This is a genomic window from Natronosalvus halobius, assembly GCF_024138145.1.
Taxonomy (GTDB): Archaea; Halobacteriota; Halobacteria; order Halobacteriales; family Natrialbaceae; genus Natronosalvus; species Natronosalvus halobius.
Genome location: NZ_CP099997.1, coordinates 3,318,019 through 3,332,671, shown reverse-complemented (window position 1 = coordinate 3,332,671; position 14,653 = coordinate 3,318,019). Strand labels below are relative to the sequence as shown.

Annotated in this window: 10 protein-coding genes; 5 read left to right on the top strand and 5 right to left on the bottom strand. The window is 65.0% G+C overall.

Annotated features, from left to right (window positions below):
- Positions 1 to 56 precede the first annotated feature (56 nt).
- A complete protein-coding gene (locus tag NGM15_RS16125; protein ID WP_253433176.1) occupies positions 57 to 1,544 on the bottom strand; it encodes a sensor histidine kinase in 1,488 nt (495 codons plus the stop codon).
- 264 nt (positions 1,545 to 1,808) lie between these two features.
- Between NGM15_RS16125 and NGM15_RS16120 the strand changes: the two genes are divergently transcribed.
- Positions 1,809 to 3,107, top strand: coding sequence for an RNB domain-containing ribonuclease (locus NGM15_RS16120; RefSeq protein ID WP_253433173.1), 1,299 nt, complete (start codon positions 1,809 to 1,811; stop codon positions 3,105 to 3,107).
- 24 nt (positions 3,108 to 3,131) lie between these two features.
- Here the strand turns inward: NGM15_RS16120 and NGM15_RS16115 are convergent, their stop codons facing one another.
- Together NGM15_RS16115 and NGM15_RS16110 are read right to left on the bottom strand one after the other, a co-directional pair.
- Positions 3,132 to 3,680, bottom strand: a complete 549-nt coding sequence (locus NGM15_RS16115) for a GNAT family N-acetyltransferase (protein WP_253433170.1) — start codon at positions 3,678 to 3,680, stop codon at positions 3,132 to 3,134.
- 143 nt (positions 3,681 to 3,823) lie between these two features.
- Positions 3,824 to 5,110, bottom strand: coding sequence for an MFS transporter (locus NGM15_RS16110; protein WP_253433168.1), 1,287 nt, complete (start codon positions 5,108 to 5,110; stop codon positions 3,824 to 3,826).
- A gap of 254 nt (positions 5,111 to 5,364) precedes the next feature.
- Here NGM15_RS16110 and rtcA point away from each other — a divergent pair, with 254 nt between their 5' ends.
- The 4 genes from rtcA to NGM15_RS16090 all read left to right on the top strand — a co-directional run bounded on the left by rtcA (position 5,365) and on the right by NGM15_RS16090 (position 10,394).
- On the top strand, positions 5,365 to 6,495 hold the full coding sequence (gene rtcA / locus NGM15_RS16105) for an RNA 3'-terminal phosphate cyclase (RefSeq protein ID WP_253433165.1): 1,131 nt from the start codon (positions 5,365 to 5,367) through the stop codon (positions 6,493 to 6,495).
- 95 nt (positions 6,496 to 6,590) lie between these two features.
- On the top strand, positions 6,591 to 7,544 hold the full coding sequence (kdgK1, locus tag NGM15_RS16100; RefSeq protein ID WP_253433162.1) for a bifunctional 2-dehydro-3-deoxygluconokinase/2-dehydro-3-deoxygalactonokinase: 954 nt from the start codon (positions 6,591 to 6,593) through the stop codon (positions 7,542 to 7,544).
- Between the two features lie 157 nt (positions 7,545 to 7,701).
- A complete protein-coding gene (locus NGM15_RS16095; RefSeq protein WP_253433159.1) occupies positions 7,702 to 8,871 on the top strand; it encodes a PGF-CTERM sorting domain-containing protein in 1,170 nt (389 codons plus the stop codon).
- Positions 8,872 to 8,975: 104 nt separating this feature from the next.
- Positions 8,976 to 10,394 carry a dihydrolipoyl dehydrogenase family protein gene (locus NGM15_RS16090; protein WP_253433156.1) on the top strand — a complete coding sequence of 473 codons (1,419 nt, stop codon included), beginning with the start codon at positions 8,976 to 8,978 and terminating at the stop codon, positions 10,392 to 10,394.
- A gap of 108 nt (positions 10,395 to 10,502) precedes the next feature.
- On the opposite strand, the gene NGM15_RS16085 is transcribed toward NGM15_RS16090, so the two are convergent.
- Positions 10,503 to 11,405 carry a serine/threonine-protein kinase RIO2 gene (locus tag NGM15_RS16085; RefSeq protein ID WP_253433154.1) on the bottom strand — a complete coding sequence of 301 codons (903 nt, stop codon included), beginning with the start codon at positions 11,403 to 11,405 and terminating at the stop codon, positions 10,503 to 10,505.
- Between the two features lie 337 nt (positions 11,406 to 11,742).
- Positions 11,743 to 14,589 (bottom strand): PAS domain-containing protein, encoded by a 2,847-nt coding sequence (locus tag NGM15_RS16080; protein WP_253433151.1) that lies wholly within the window; start codon positions 14,587 to 14,589, stop codon positions 11,743 to 11,745.
- Positions 14,590 to 14,653 lie beyond the last annotated feature (64 nt).

Here is a 14,653-nt window from a genome sequence, read left to right as displayed (position 1 = left end):
AAATCCTGTGAGCTTGTGAATTTGGAACTACTGAGCCTGTAAACCTGTGAACGGAGCTACGCCGCCGCGGGAAGAGTGAAGTAAAACGTCGTGCCGTCGTCCGGTTCCGAGTCGACCCAGATGTCACCGCCGTGGTGATCGACGATCTTTCGACACAGTGAGAGACCAATACCGGTCCCCTGGAACTCGTCGTTCGAGTGGAGTCGGTTGAAAATATCGAAGATCTGGTCGACGTACTCCGGATCGATACCGATTCCGTCGTCGGTGACCGAGAAGACACAGCGGTCACCCCGTTTCTCGCCGGTGATCTCGATCCGGGGCACCTCGTCGCCACTGTACTTGATCGCGTTCGAGACCAGGTTCGAGAACAGTTGCTCGAGCTGGTGGACTTCGCCGCAGACCGCGGGTAACGCCTCGACGTCGACTGCAGCGTCGGTCTCGTCGATCTGCACCTGCAGATCGGTCAGCACGTCGTCGACGACGTCGTCGCACTCGACCCGCTCGAAGTCCGCCTCGTCCATGTCGATTCGCGAGTACGCGAGCAACCCGTTGACCATCTCCCGCATCCGGTCGGAGCCGTCCACGGCGAAGTCGATGTACTCCTGTGCCTCCTCGTCCAGGTCGTCCGCGTAGCGAGAGTCGAGCAACTGGAGATAGCTCGAGATCATCCGCAGCGGCTCCTGTAAGTCGTGCGATGCGACGTACGCGAACCGTTTGAGTCGCTCGTTGGATTCCTCCAGTTCCGCGACTGTCTCGTTGAGTTCGGACCGCGCTCTGGCGCGGTCGACCAGCGTGTTCAGCATTCGCTCGACGTCGCGGGTGGGTTCGTCGGGTTCGAAGAACTCCTCCGGCGGCGTGTAGTAGAAGTTGTGACAGACGGTATCTTCGTACACCAGGTGCGGGTGTGTTCGAACGACGTCGACGAGCGTCTCCGGTGGGATGCGCTCGCAATCGTAGTGACAGAGCGCGATGCAGTCCTCGCCGCGAAAGAGGTCGTTGACGCGGCTCTCGTAGGCCATGAAGTCCTCGAGGGTCGCGTACTCGTCCAGGATGAAGTTCGTGTTCGCGGTGACGCGAAGCGCCGGGTACTCCTCCTTCGCTTCCTCGATCGCGTCGGCGTACACCTCGAGCATGTCGTCGGGATCGAAGCGCCCGGACCGCAGATAGGTCTCTTCGAGCGTGTGAAACGTCAGCTGGCCCGACTCGAGGGCCGCGTCCACGTCGACGTCGCCGCCGCGGAGTTCCGCGAGGATAGCGGACTTCGGGAGGTCGTCGATGACGTACATGACCCGCTCACCGCGCTCGATACCCTGTCGAATAAACGGGGTAACGGTGGCGAACCGTTCCTCGCGGGTCCGGTAGAACAGCGCGATGTGCTCGCAGGTTTCGAGGTCGTCGAGCCCGTCGAGCGGTTCGACCGTCCCGTGAAACGCTGGGCTCGACCGAAGCGCCTCCAGTCCGCTTTCCAGGGTCAGCGAATCGACGGTGGCGGGTTTCCCCGTCCGCAATTCCTGCTGACGGCTTCGATCTGCCTTCTGACTCATCGTCATGTACCTCGATGCCTATCGGTAAGTAGCCTTTGACTGTTCTCGGGTTTCCGGCGAAAAGAGAGCAACATACGACGTAATATGCGTTGTCACCCACTTGAAACTCCCGGAGTGAATCGAGAACTGGAGCGAACCAAGTACTGATCGGTACCGGTAGTCCTGGACGCGTTCAGTTCCTCGACGACGTCGGCTCGCGGCTGCCGCGAACCACCACGCACGCGTCCCGACACGACTTTGGCACTCCTGTTCGTAGCCGAGGGTATGAGCGACGACGCACAGGCCGCAGCCGGCACGGCCGAGGGGCAAGGTCCCGTCCAGATCTCCGAGGACCTGGCCCGCCACCTCGAGAACAAGCGCGAGGACCTCTTCGAGAAGTTCGAGATTCGCGACGAGTTCCCCGCGAGCGTCCTCGAGGAGGCCAAGGAGTTGACCGAGGATCCACAGGCAGACATCGACGCGGAACTCGAGCACCGGCGCGACCTCCGCGAGATGACGACGTGGACGACCGACCCCATCGACGCCCAGGACTTCGACGACGCGCTCTCGATCGAAGAGCGCGAGGACGAGTACGTCCTCTGGGTCCACATCGCGGACGTAACCCACTACGTCCACCCCGAATCCGAGATGTGGAACGAGGCGGTCGAGCGCGGCAACACGGTCTACCTGCCCGCCTACACCATCCACATGCTGCCGCCGGTGCTGGCTGAGTCGGTCTGCTCGCTCGTCCCCAACGAGGAGCGACTGGCCCACACCGTCGAGATGCACCTCGACAAGGAGACCCTGAGCTACGAGTCGATCGACATCTACAAGTCCGTCATCGAGTCGGACGAACGGCTCACCTACTCTCAGGCCGAGAACCGACTCGAGGATCCCGACGCGCCGTTGCACGAGGAAAACAAACTCGTCTACGAGGTCGCCAACGAGATGCACGAGATCCGCAAGGAGGACGGCTCCCTCGTCCTGAACCCCAGCCGTGACCGCGCCCACACCATCATCGAGGAGTGCATGCTCAAGGCCAACAAGGCCGTCACGCACGAACTCATGTGGTCGCGCGGCGTCGAGGCCATGTACCGCGTCCACCCCCAGCCGACGCCCGACGAGTGGTCGAAGGCCCTTCAGGAGATCCAGGACCTCGACGGCGTCTCCATCCCCGGCGACACCTGGGACGAACCCCGCAAAGCAGTTAATGCGACCCTCGAGACCGCGCCGGGTCGCCAGCTCGACAAGATCCAGTGGGCGGTGATGAAGGTGATGCCCCGCGCGAAGTACATGAACGACCCGTTCGGCGGCCACCACGCGCTCAACTTCGAGATTTACGGCCACTTCACGAGCCCCATCCGCCGCCTCTCGGACCTGATCAACCACTGGATCGTTTACCAGAACGACGTCCCGGAGAACCTCGTCGCCCTCTGTGATCGCGCCAGCGACAAGCAGAAGGCCGCCGAGACCTGCGAGCGCGAGTACAAGGGGTTCCTCCAGGAGGTCGGCCTCGATCCGATGGCAGTGAACAACCGCGGGCTCGAGATCGTCGAAGAGGACGAGGCAGACAAGACGCTCTAAATCGCGGAAAACGCGGTTACGAACTCACAGCGAGCGCTCGAGCAGCGACACCCGATACGTCTCGCCCTCGAGTTCTTCGACCATCTCGGCGACGGGTTCGTACCCTCGACCCTCGTAAAAGTCGATCGCACGCTCGTTCTTCGCGAACACTTCGAGGCGAATCCGGCTGTAGCCGTCGTCTTCGAGCGCTCGTTCTCCGCGCTCACAGAGCACCGTTCCCAGCCCCCGTCCCCAGTGGCTCGAGTGAACGTAGAGGCGAGCGAGGTGGCCGACGGTGGGTTCGTCCGGCCACTGACCGACGTGGACGAAGCCGGCGAGTTCGTCGGTTCGATCCGCCTCGCCGTTAGTCGAGTCGGGGGCGACGAACAGGTGGCTGTCCCCCGTCTCGATCGACTCGCGAAGTCCCTCGAGCGCGTACCACTCGTCGGTCACCGTCTCGACGGTGTCGGGGCCGAGGAGGTCGTCGTACGCGGCGTGCCAGCTCTCGCGGGCGACGGCCCGGATCACACGGGCGTCTTCGAGGCGTGCGGGTCGGACGAAGTGAGTAGATCGGTGGCGGCTCGAGTCGGTCACGATGGCTTGTCAGAGGGCAAAGACGAAAAATTGTGTGGCTAGTAGCGTTCCAGGCCGAACAGATGGGTGAAACCGATAGCGATAGCGTTCATCCGGTTTCACGCAACGGTCGACGCCTGGAAAGGTACTAATCGCTCGGGCCGTCAGACGCTCGACCCGTCCGCCGCGTACCGGTACAACCAGAGTGTACACGCGAGCGCGACGACGGCCGCAGCGGTCGCGATCACGAACGCCATCCGGTAGCCGGTCGCGGTGTAGACGCGAACGCCGGCCTCGAGTTCGCCCGTCCAGTAGGTGTCCAGGGCGAACCCCATCGCCGTCGGGAGCACGGCAGCGCCGAAGAAGGCCGCGCCGTTGATCACGCTGGTCGAGATGCCGCTCGCGCTCGCGTCGTGGCGGTCTTTCACCAGCGGATACCCGAGGACGAACGCGCCGAGCAGGACGCCCGCGACGAAGAAGACGACGCCGACGACGGCGATCGGCGGTCGCCCCAGCGCGGCGACGAGACCGAGCGAAGCCACGTAGAGGACGGCGCCGACGACCATCAACTCGACGCGGCGCTCGAGGCGGTCGGACACCCAGCCGATCGATGGCGGGCCGACGATCATGCCGACGCCGCCGGCGAGGGTGTAGAGCGAGGCGTGGGTCACGGAGACGTCGTAGGTTTGAACGACGTACGGGACGCCCCAGAGGCCGAACAGCGTCAGGTTGAGCCCGGAGGTGCAGAAGAGCATGATGCTGGCGACCCAGGTGACCCGATCGGATAGCACGGTACGGACGTGGCGGACGACGGCGGCCGTCGAGAGCGTCGGCTGGCCGGGCACGCCCTCGATGGGCTCGAAGCCGGCCCGTTCGGGTGTGTCCCGAACGACCACGTAGACGACGACACTGAATGCGACGCCGAAGACCCCGAGCGCGCCGACGGTCGTCCGCCAGCCCGCCGATTCCGCGGCGATCGCGAGCGGCGTGGTCGCGAGGACGCCGCCGACGCCCGAAACCGCGAAGCTGAGGCCGCTGAGGGTGGCGAACTCGTCGGCCCGGAACCAGCTGGCACAGAACCGGAGGATGCAGACGAAGATCACGCTCGCCCCGAGGCCGACGAGTCCGCGGGCGATCAGCGCCCCCGCGTAGCTGGTGGCCAGCGCGAACCAGATCGCGCCGACGTTCATCACGAGCCCGCCCGCAGCCGCCGTTCGTCGCGGGCCGATTCGATCGGCCAGGATCCCCGTCGGCAATTGCATGAGCGCGTAGATCCAGAAGAAGATCGCGTGGAGGGTTCCCAGTTGGGCGCCCGTAGTCCGAAAGCCGGCCATCAGTTCCTCGGCGAGGACGGCCGTCGACAGCCGGTAGACGTTCACGAGCAAGAAGACGACGCCGAGGGTCCCCCAGAGGATCCATCGGCGAGTGAGTGGGTCGCGCCAGCCTCGCATGCCTCTTCTCTCTCGACTCAAGCGACCTAACGGTTCAGGTTCCGGAAGCTTTCATCGCGAACGGGGCTCGAGAGAGATTCGCGGCTTCACCAGCGTGCACCGGTACCGTTGTTCCATTCGACCCAGTCGCTCGCGTTCGTCTGGACCTATCGTGTCCATCTCACTCGAGCGAGTCCCACGGATGCGCCGTGGCACACCACGCGACCTGGCACACCACGAGAAGACCTTTCCACGCCGCACTCGACCACGCAGGTATGCACACCCTCGACGGGCACGACGCCGGCGGCCAGTTCCTCCGGCGGGCGCTCACCCTCTCGGCGCTCACCGGCGAGTCCGTTCGTCTCGAGCACGTCCGCGGCGACCGGCCGAATCCGGGGCTCGCCAATCAGCACCTGGCCGTCCTGGAGACGATGGCGGCGATCACCGACGCCGAGGTCTCGGGGGCCGAACTCGAGTCCGAGACGGTCGAGTTCGACCCCCGTACGGGAACGGGCGGCGACGGCGCAGTCGAAATTTCGGGCGGGGAATACGCCGTCGACGTCGGTACCGCCGGTAGCCTCACGCTCCTCTTCGACGCGGTGCTTCCCCTGGCCACCCGTCTCGAGTCGCCGCTCACCCTGACCGCCACGGGCGGGACGGATGTCACCTGGTCACCGCCCGTGGACTACCTGCGCTACGTCAAACTCCCGCTTCTCCGGCGACACGGCCTGCAGGCCGCCCTCGATGTGGACCGTCGCGGCTTCTATCCCGTGGGCGGCGGCCGACTGCGACTTCACCTCGCTCCCTCGCGATTCGAACTGCTCGATTTCGAGACCCGGGGCGACCTCGCGGGCGTGCGCGTCTACTCCACCGAAGCCGCCGCACTGGCTGACGCCGACGTCGCACAACGGCAGGCTGAGGGTGCCCTCGAGCGGTTGCGAAACCGGATCGGTGCGGATGGTGCGAATGTCGAGGTCCGCGAGCGCGTCGAGACGACGGCCGAGAGCGCCTGTCCAGGTTCGGTGATCGTGCTGGGTCTCGAGTTCGAGTTCGCCGACGACTCGCCGGCGACCACGTTGACATCCCATTCCCGAGCTGGCTTTTCCTCACTCGGCGAACCCGGCAAACCGGCCGAACGCGTCGGGGAGGAAGCCGCCAATGCCGCCGTCACGTTCCTCGAGGGGAACGGAAGCGTCGACGCCCACCTCGCCGATCAGCTCCTCGACTTCCTCGTTCTCGGCGGCGGCCGCCTGCGGATTCCCGCCGTAACCGAGCACGTCGAGACGAGCCTGCGACTGCTCGAGGCGTTTGGCTCCGACTCCGACTCCGACTTCGATCTCGACCTCGAGCGCTGGAAGAACGACGACGGGTCGACCCTCCTGGTCGCCGGTTCGGAACTCGAGTGAGATGCCACCAACGACACAACTTATAGCACGCCCCTCCGTTTTGCGACCATGAGCCAGCGATTCACCGCCGACCGACCGACCCGGGAGGGAGACGCGTGAGCGACCTCGTCACCTTCGGCGAGACGATGCTCCGCCTCTCGCCGCCCGGGCACGAACGCCTCGAGACCGCGAGCGAGTTCGAGGTCCGCGCGGCGGGCGCCGAGAGCAACGTCGCCGTCGCCGCCGAGCGACTCGGCGCCGTCTCCACCTGGACCTCGAAGCTTCCCGATTCGCCGCTGGGCCGACGCGTCGTCGGCGAACTCCAGCAGTACGGCATCGACACCGACGTCGTCTGGAGCGACGAGGGCCGCCAGGGGACGTACTACCTCGAACACGGGGGCAAGCCCCGCGGGACAAACGTCGTCTACGACCGATCGGAGGCCGCGGTCACGACCGCCAAGCCCCAGGAGTTCGACATCGACCTCATCCGGGACGCTCGCGTCTTCTTCACGTCGGGCATCACCCCTGCGCTGTCGCCGACGCTCCGGGAGACCACGGCACAGCTCCTGAAGGCAGCGCGACAGAACGACACGACCACCGCCTTTGACTTCAACTACCGGCGGAAACTCTGGTCGCCCGAGGAGGCGCGAGACACCCTGACGAAACTGTTCCCCGGGATCGACGTGCTCGTGATCGCGGCCCGCGACGCCCGCACCGTACTCGGGTACGAGGGCGACCCCCGTCAGCTCGCCCACAAGCTCGGCTCCCAGTTCGACTTCCGGACGGTCGTCGTCACCCGCGGCGACCAGGGCGCGCTCGCCTGGCACGACAACGTCGTCCACGACCACGACGCCTACGAGACCGAGACGCACGACCCCATCGGCACCGGCGACGCCTTTACGGGCGCGTTCATCGCTCGCCGGCTTTCCGGCGACGACGTCGGTCGGGCACTCGAGTACGCCGCCGCGACGGCCGCCCTGAAGCGGACGATTCCGGGCGACGCCGCCCTCGTCACGAAAGCGGAGGTCGACGCGGTCGTCGCCGACAGCGCCGAGTCGATCTCTCGCTGACACCCTCTCTCCCGCCCGCACCGTTGAACGTCGTGAATCGAGGATCGAGCATCGTGAATCGAGCCTCCTGGACGCACTCGAGGTGATTTTCGACCCCGTTCGATTGGACGGCTCTGTCAGAACCCCTTTTATGGTGCGGGCGAACGGATCAGATGAAATGAATCGAAATGCAGTCGTAACCGTCCTCATCACGGCGATGCTCGCTATCAGTCTCGTCGCCGCAGCCGGGGTCGGTGCGAGTTCGACCGAATCGAGTGCGACCACCCAAAGCGAGACGTACGCGGGAAGCCATCTCGAGTTCGAGGCTTCGGGGAGCGCGCTGACGAACTACGCTGTCGGCGGCGAGACCGTGTTCTCCTCGGTCGCCGTCGACTCTCAAAGCAACGCCGGCGTCGGCGGCGGCGCCGGTATCGACCTCGGGACCGTCGTGAGCCTCGAGGGCGCCGGCCTCTCGGTAAGCGCCGAGTCACAGACGAAAACGCGAATCGAATCCGAGAGCGGCGCAACGTTGTCGGCACACGACAACGAACGCGGGATTCTCGTCGTCCGGGCCGGTGGCGACGCCCAGGTCGTCGAAGCACAGCTCGGCGAGAACGTCCAGGCCAGCGCCGAGGGCGACGGCGAGCGCGTCTTCGTCGAGGGCGACGAGCGCAACGGCGTCTTCCTCGTGATCGGCGACGGCGACGTGACTGTCAACGAGGAGGGCAACGTCGCGGCCAGCCTCGAGGGCGAGTCGACGCTCGTCTTCCGGTCCTACGCGGACGGCGAGCGCACCGACGAGACGAAGTCCCAGGAGCAACTCATCGCCGACGGCTCGGCCGCCGCCGAGGTCTACGTCGAGCAACGAGACGGCGAAACCGTCGCCGACGCGGTCACCTACGGCGAAGACCTGACGCTCGAGGCCAAACAGGAGGGCGAACGCCGCGTCGACGTCACCGTCGACCGCGCCATCGAGGAGGGGACGATCGTCATGACGACGGTCGAGGAAGAGACCGTCGGGACGCTCGAAGACCTCGAGGTTCGCGTCGACGGCGAGGCTGCCGCCCAGGCGTCCTCCCACTCCGAACTCGAGAGTGCAATCGGTGGCGAAGAATCCGCGTACATGGTGAGCCAGCACGCCGAGGCTGAGGCCACGGCAACCGTCTACGTCGCGTTCAACCACTTCTCGGAGCGAACCGCGTCGATCGACGGCTCGGGTGCCGACGATGGCAGCAGCGACGACGACACTGGCTCGAGCGCCGAAAGCGACGGTCTCCCCGGGTTCGGGGCTCTCGGCGCACTCCTCGGGCTCCTCGGGACGGGTGTCGTAGCCAGGCTTCGACGCTAGACTCGACTTCGTGCCCGTTCTCGAAAACGTCCTTTCTTGTCGCCAGTGAGCCCTCCACGCACGACCGCACGAACGCCTATTGGGGAAGCCACCGTTTCGCCGATATGGACAGTCTCCATGTCGCGATCGTCGGCGCTTACGGGAGCGCAGGCGTCGCCGCCGCCGACGAGTTGCTCGAGCGCGTCGGGGAATCGGAAACCGACCTCGAACTGACGTTGATCGACGACGGCGACCCCGGCGGCGGTCTCTGCATTCTCCGGGGTTGCATGCCCTCGAAGGACGTCCTCTCGGCTGCCCAGCACCGCTACCAGGCGCGACACGATGGCCGACTCGAGGGCGCGCCGGCAGTCGACCCCGAGGCGGTCGTCGCCCAGAAGGACGAGCACGTCCACGGGTTCGCCGAACATCGACGAAATCACGTCCACGACCTCGCCGACCGTGACGACGTCGAATTTCTCCACGAGCGCGCCAGGTTCGTCGACGACCGTACGCTCGCCGTCGGCGACCGCACGATCGAACCCGACTACGTCGTGGTCGCGACTGGCTCGACGCTCAACGTTCCCGACACGCCCGGCATCGAAGACGTCGACTACTGCTCGAGCGCGGACGTCCTCGACGCGACGTCGTTTCCCGACTCGGGGATCGTGATGGGCTTTGGCTACATCGGCCTCGAACTCGCTCCTTATCTCAGCGAGGTCGGCGGCGTCGACCTCACCGTGATCGAACACGACGACCGGCCGCTCGAGGAGTTTGAGGACGCATACGGCGACGCGATCCTCGACATCTACCGCGACCAGTTCGACGTCGAGATTCTGACGAACACCGACGAGAAGCGCCTCGAGCCGACGACTGACGGCGGCGTTCGGCTCACGGTCGATCGCAACGGCACCGAGGACGTCCTGGAGGCCGATCAACTCTACGTCTTCACCGGTCGTCGTCCGAACGTCGACGGTCTCGGGCTCGAGCATACGCCCCTGGAACCGGAGCAGGGCTGGGTCACGCCGACGATGCAGGCCGCCGAGGACGAGCGCACGTTCGTCGTCGGGGACGCCAACGGCCGCGAACCGATTCTCCACGTCGCCAAGGAACAGGGCTTCGCCGCCGGAAAGAACGTTCTGCGCCACGCTCGAAGCGACGACCCCGAGCCCTACACGAACGTTCCCCACCACGTCATCTTTTCGGGCCTGGGCACCTATCCGGTGGCTCGCGTCGGCCACACCCCGGACACCGCCGCGGATTCGGCGATGGACGCGGTCGTGGTCTCGAGGGAGGCGTCCGACGACGGCGTCTTCAAGACCAAGAACCACCCGGAGGGCGTCGCCACGCTGGTCGTCAGTGCTCGCGACGGGACCGTACTCGGTTACCAGGGACTGCACCTCCACGCCGACGTGATGGCCAAAACGATGCAGGTCATCGTCGAGATGGGTCTCGACGTCCGTGAGATTCCGGACCGGGCGTACCACCCGACCACGCCAGAGATTCTGGACGGCCTGTTTCGAGAGGCAGCAGCAGAACTCGAGTAGGCGGTTTTCGGGCTCGAACGGATTTGAGGGCGTCTTCAGAGCATCTGTGACGGGGATGCTCTTCGATCGACGCCCCAATTACCTATAGCATCATAGAGTATATGGGCCCTACACAGACAACGAATCGAACTCTCCGGCAGCGATCTCGGCAGCGATCGCGTTGCTCTCGAGGTCCTCGGGGACGACTGACGGGTACTTTCGCCGGAAGTACCCCACCAGGTTCGCGAGGTCGCGATCCAGGAACTCGCGGGCGTGTTCGTGATCGGTCGGCACCGCCTGTGGCCAGTCGAAGATCGTCACCCCCTCCTCGGCGACGAACACGTTGTACTCGCTCATGTCCGCGTGAACGTACCCCGCCTCGTACGCGCGTGAGAGTTCTCGCAAGAGTAACTCGAGCACCCCCAGCACCTGGTTGTCCTCGAACCGGGTTCGCGAGAGCTCTACCCCCGGCATCTTCTCCATCACGATGGCGTGTCGGTTCTGGTCGATCGGTTGGGGAACCGAGACATCGGGATACAGCGTCTCGAGGGCGTCGAACTCCCGTTCGGCGGCTTTTCGAGCAGTGTAGAGCCAGGAGACGTGCTGATTCTCCGAGGTGTAATCGCGCTCGCGGTTGACCTCCCGGAAGTTGGTATAGCCCTCCCGGTGGTACTTCAGGGCCAGCGGTTTGTAGGATTTGACCTCGTAGACGTCGCTCTCCTTGCCGACGCCCAGTGGGGCGCCGAACTCCGAGATCGTATCCCGCTCGACCAGCGCCCGGAGGGCCAGGGCGTCGTAGCCCTCGAATTGGAGGGTGTACCCCTCGTACTGGATCGTCTTTTTCTCTACCAGCCCGCGCTTGAGACAGCGCTCGAGGCGGTAGTCCACATTCTCAGGGGTGAGCCCCGAGAAGTTCGACAGCTTCTCGCGCTGGACCCACTCCGAGAAGCGCATTCCCTGCTCGATTCCCGAGAGGAGATAGAAGTCCTCGGCCTCGAGTTCTGCCAACAGCTCGGCGACGTTCCGCACCATGGGCGCCGTAGCCGCCGTGGACGTAAAAGTGCTCACAACCGCTCGAGCGGCCCGGGTGCCACGTGATAAACTGTATGTAGCTGTATGAAATCCCGTTTCACCCAGTGATCTTGGCTCGTCGAGTGGCTCGCGGCGGAGCGCCCTGGTCACCGGATCTCGGCGTTCGAGAGCCGGTGTGGATCGAGAAGACCATGATTCAGCGAGCAGGAGCGGAAATTCGACCGAACGGCTGATCACCGGAATCGCGCGAGAGAGGATCCGTCGGGAGAGAGGATCCGTCGCGAGAGTGTAAATCTCGTCGCGAAAGAAGGATTCGTCTCGAGAAAGGGACGTCCGATCAGTCCTGGACGGCGCCGTCCGCCGCTGGGAGCGTAAAGGAGAACGTCGCACCCTCTTCGGGGGCCGATTCGACCCGAATCGTCCCGCCGTGGCGCTCGACGATCCGTCGACAGAGCGCGAGTCCAATCCCCGTTCCGGCGTGTTCCTCCTGACTGTGGAGGCGCTGGAACACCTCGAAGATCCGGTCGGTGTCGTCGGGGTCGATGCCGATTCCCTGGTCGCGAACTGACACCTCCCAGACGTCACCGGTCCGCTCGACAGCGACGTGCACGCGGGGCGGTTCGTCGCCGCTGTACTCGATCGCGTTGCTCAGCAGGTTCTGGAACACCTGGCGCAACTGGGTCGGATCGCCCTCGATGCGGGGGAGGGAGTCCGCCGTGACGTCGGCTCCGCTCTCCTCGATGGGGAACCGGAGGTCGGCTCGCGCCTCCGAAAGAACCGTCTCGAGGTCGACGGGCTCGAACGCGTTCCCCTGGGTTTCCACTCTCGAGTACTCGAGGAGCCCATCGATCATCTCGCGCATGCGTTCGGCCCCGTCGACGGCGAATTCCAGGAACTCCTCGCCGTCTTCGTCGAGGTCGTCGCCGTATCGGCGCTCGATTAGCTGCAGGTAACTGGAGACCATCCGCAGGGGTTCCTGCAGGTCGTGGCTGGCCGCGTAGGCAAACTGCTCGAGGCGTTCGTTCGACGCCTCGAGTTTTCGCTCGTACGTTCGGCGCTCGGTGATGTCCTGGGACATTCCGAGGGCTGCGAAGACGTCCCCGCTCTCGTCGCGAATCGGGACCGTCTGGAGCTGGTAGACTTGCTCGCCGAGTTCGATTTCGAAAGAGCTGGGCTCCCCCTCGAGCGCGGCCTCGTATCGCGGCACGAGTTCGTCCTTGAGCGGCGTGGGGAGGACGTCCTCGACCGGTGCTCCGAATCCGGACCCGACCGCGACGTCCGCCCCGTCGAGCGGCGTGCCACCAATCGTCTGGTAGCGGAGGTGCTCGTCAACGAGCGCGACGGCGCCGTTCGGGAAATGTTCGACGAGCGTGCGGTAGCGCCGTTCGGACTCCTCGAGCTGGCGCTCGCGCTCTTTCCGTTCGGTGGCGTCCCGGAAGTAGACCGAAAGGCCTGTCTCCGACGGATAGACGTGTATGTCTAGCCACGCGTCTAGCGGGTCGGGGTAGTGGAACTCGAACGAGGTCGGTTCCTGTGTCTCCATCGCCCGTTCGTACTCGTCGCGAAGACGCGTGTTCGTGACCCAGTCGAAGACCTCCCAGACGTGCTCGCCGACCAGTCCCTGATCCTCGAAGTCGATTAACTCTTCAGCGCGCTCGTTGACGTGCGTGAACCGCCACTCGTCGTCGAGCGCGTAGAACGCGTCGGTGATTCGACCGAGGATTTCGCTCAGTTCGGTCTCGAGTTCCGACTTCCGTCGTTCCAGCTGGTGTTCTCGATCCTTGAGGTCGGTGATGTCCTCGCCGGCGACGATGGTTCGTTCGACGTTCCCATCGGGATCGAGCACCGGCGCGGCGTTCACGTGCAGGTGGATGCGATCGCCGTCAGGCATTTCGACGACGACTTCGTCGTTGCGAACCGGTTCGCCGGTCGCTGCAGCGCGCGCGGACGGCGTTTCGGTCGAGTCGATCGGGTTCCCATCAGGATCGTAGAGTCTCCACCGACCGGCGCCGGCGGGATCGTCGAGGAATTCCTGTTCGGAAACGTCGAGGATTTCCTGGGCTCGCCGGTTCGCCATCACCGTCTCCCCGTCGGCGTTCCAGACGCCGATGGGGATCGGCACCGTCCGCAGGAGTTGCTCGGTCTGGTCGCGCTCGCGACGGAGTTGCTGTTCGCGTTCGTGCTGCTCGGTGACGTCCTCGACGGAGAAGACGACTCGGTCGTCGTCGCCGTCGTCGATCGGTGCGGCGTTGATCGATACCCACCGCCGACCGCGTGCCGGCGAGTCGATCTGGCACTGGTAGCCAAAAACTGGCTCGCCGGTTTCGACGACCTGCATCAAGGGCCAGTCCTCGAACGGGATCTGCTCGCCGGCGGCATCGTAGACGTCCCACGTCTCGTGGTCGTGGTCGTAGTCGTGGTCGGTGAACGACGACGCCTCGGCACTGAGCCAGTCCAGGACTCGCCTGTTCGCCCGGGTGAAGTCGCCGTCGGGCGTGCTCACGAGAATCCCGACCGGGACGGTCTCGAGCACTTGGGCGGTGAAGTCGCGTTCCCGTTGCAGCCGTTGTTCGTAGTCTCGACGCTCGGTCATGTCGCGAGTGACCTTGGTGAATCCACGAAGCGTCCCCTCGTCGTGAAGTGCCGTAATGGTGACGTTGGCCCAGAAGAGAGAGCCGTCCTCGCGAACGCGCCAGCCCTCGTCCTGGACGCGGCCCTCGGTGGTCGCCCGCTCGAGGTTTCGCTCGGGAACGCTGGCGGCAGTGTCGTCGTCGGTGTAGAACGCGGAGAAGTGCTCGCCGACGATATCGGCTTCGTCGTAGCCCTTGATCCGTTCCGCCCCGTCGTTCCAGCTGGCGACGGTGCCATCGGGGTCGAGCATGAAGATGGCGTAATCCTCAACGGCGGTGACGAAGGCGCTGAACTTCTCTCGATCCGTTCGCCCATCGGAACGCTCAGCGTCGCTCGAGCGCCACCAGACTCGAGTTGACTCATCGATTCGCTTCGACCGGAGTGTGCCTCGTTCGACGAGTTCAGACAGGGTTCGACGGGCAGACTCCAGGGAGCACTCCAGCTCGTCGGCGACTTCGGTGGCCGAAATCGGCATCGAGGGCTCCTCAAGCCGCGAAAACACGCGTTGGACGTCCGCTCGAGTGCAGTTCGGAGCCGAACCTGGCGATTCCATTACGCCAAGACCTAGAGCCAGGTGTATAAACCTATAGTGGTCGAGCGACCGGGCGAAACCGCTC

Bases quoted from the DNA above. Each gene is read 5' to 3' on its own strand.
- NGM15_RS16085 (WP_253433154.1), bottom strand. From the start codon at position 11,405: ATGGTGCGGAACGTCGCCGAGCTGTTGGCAGAACTCGAGGCCGAGGAC.
- NGM15_RS16090 (WP_253433156.1), top strand. From the start codon at position 8,976: ATGGACAGTCTCCATGTCGCGATCGTCGGCGCTTACGGGAGCGCAGGC.
- NGM15_RS16095 (WP_253433159.1), top strand. From the start codon at position 7,702: ATGAATCGAAATGCAGTCGTAACCGTCCTCATCACGGCGATGCTCGCT.
- NGM15_RS16120 (WP_253433173.1), top strand. From the start codon at position 1,809: ATGAGCGACGACGCACAGGCCGCAGCCGGCACGGCCGAGGGGCAAGGT.
- NGM15_RS16125 (WP_253433176.1), bottom strand. From the start codon at position 1,544: ATGAGTCAGAAGGCAGATCGAAGCCGTCAGCAGGAATTGCGGACGGGG.
- NGM15_RS16110 (WP_253433168.1), bottom strand. From the start codon at position 5,110: ATGCGAGGCTGGCGCGACCCACTCACTCGCCGATGGATCCTCTGGGGG.
- NGM15_RS16080 (WP_253433151.1), bottom strand. From the start codon at position 14,589: ATGGAATCGCCAGGTTCGGCTCCGAACTGCACTCGAGCGGACGTCCAA.
- rtcA (WP_253433165.1), top strand. From the start codon at position 5,365: ATGCACACCCTCGACGGGCACGACGCCGGCGGCCAGTTCCTCCGGCGG.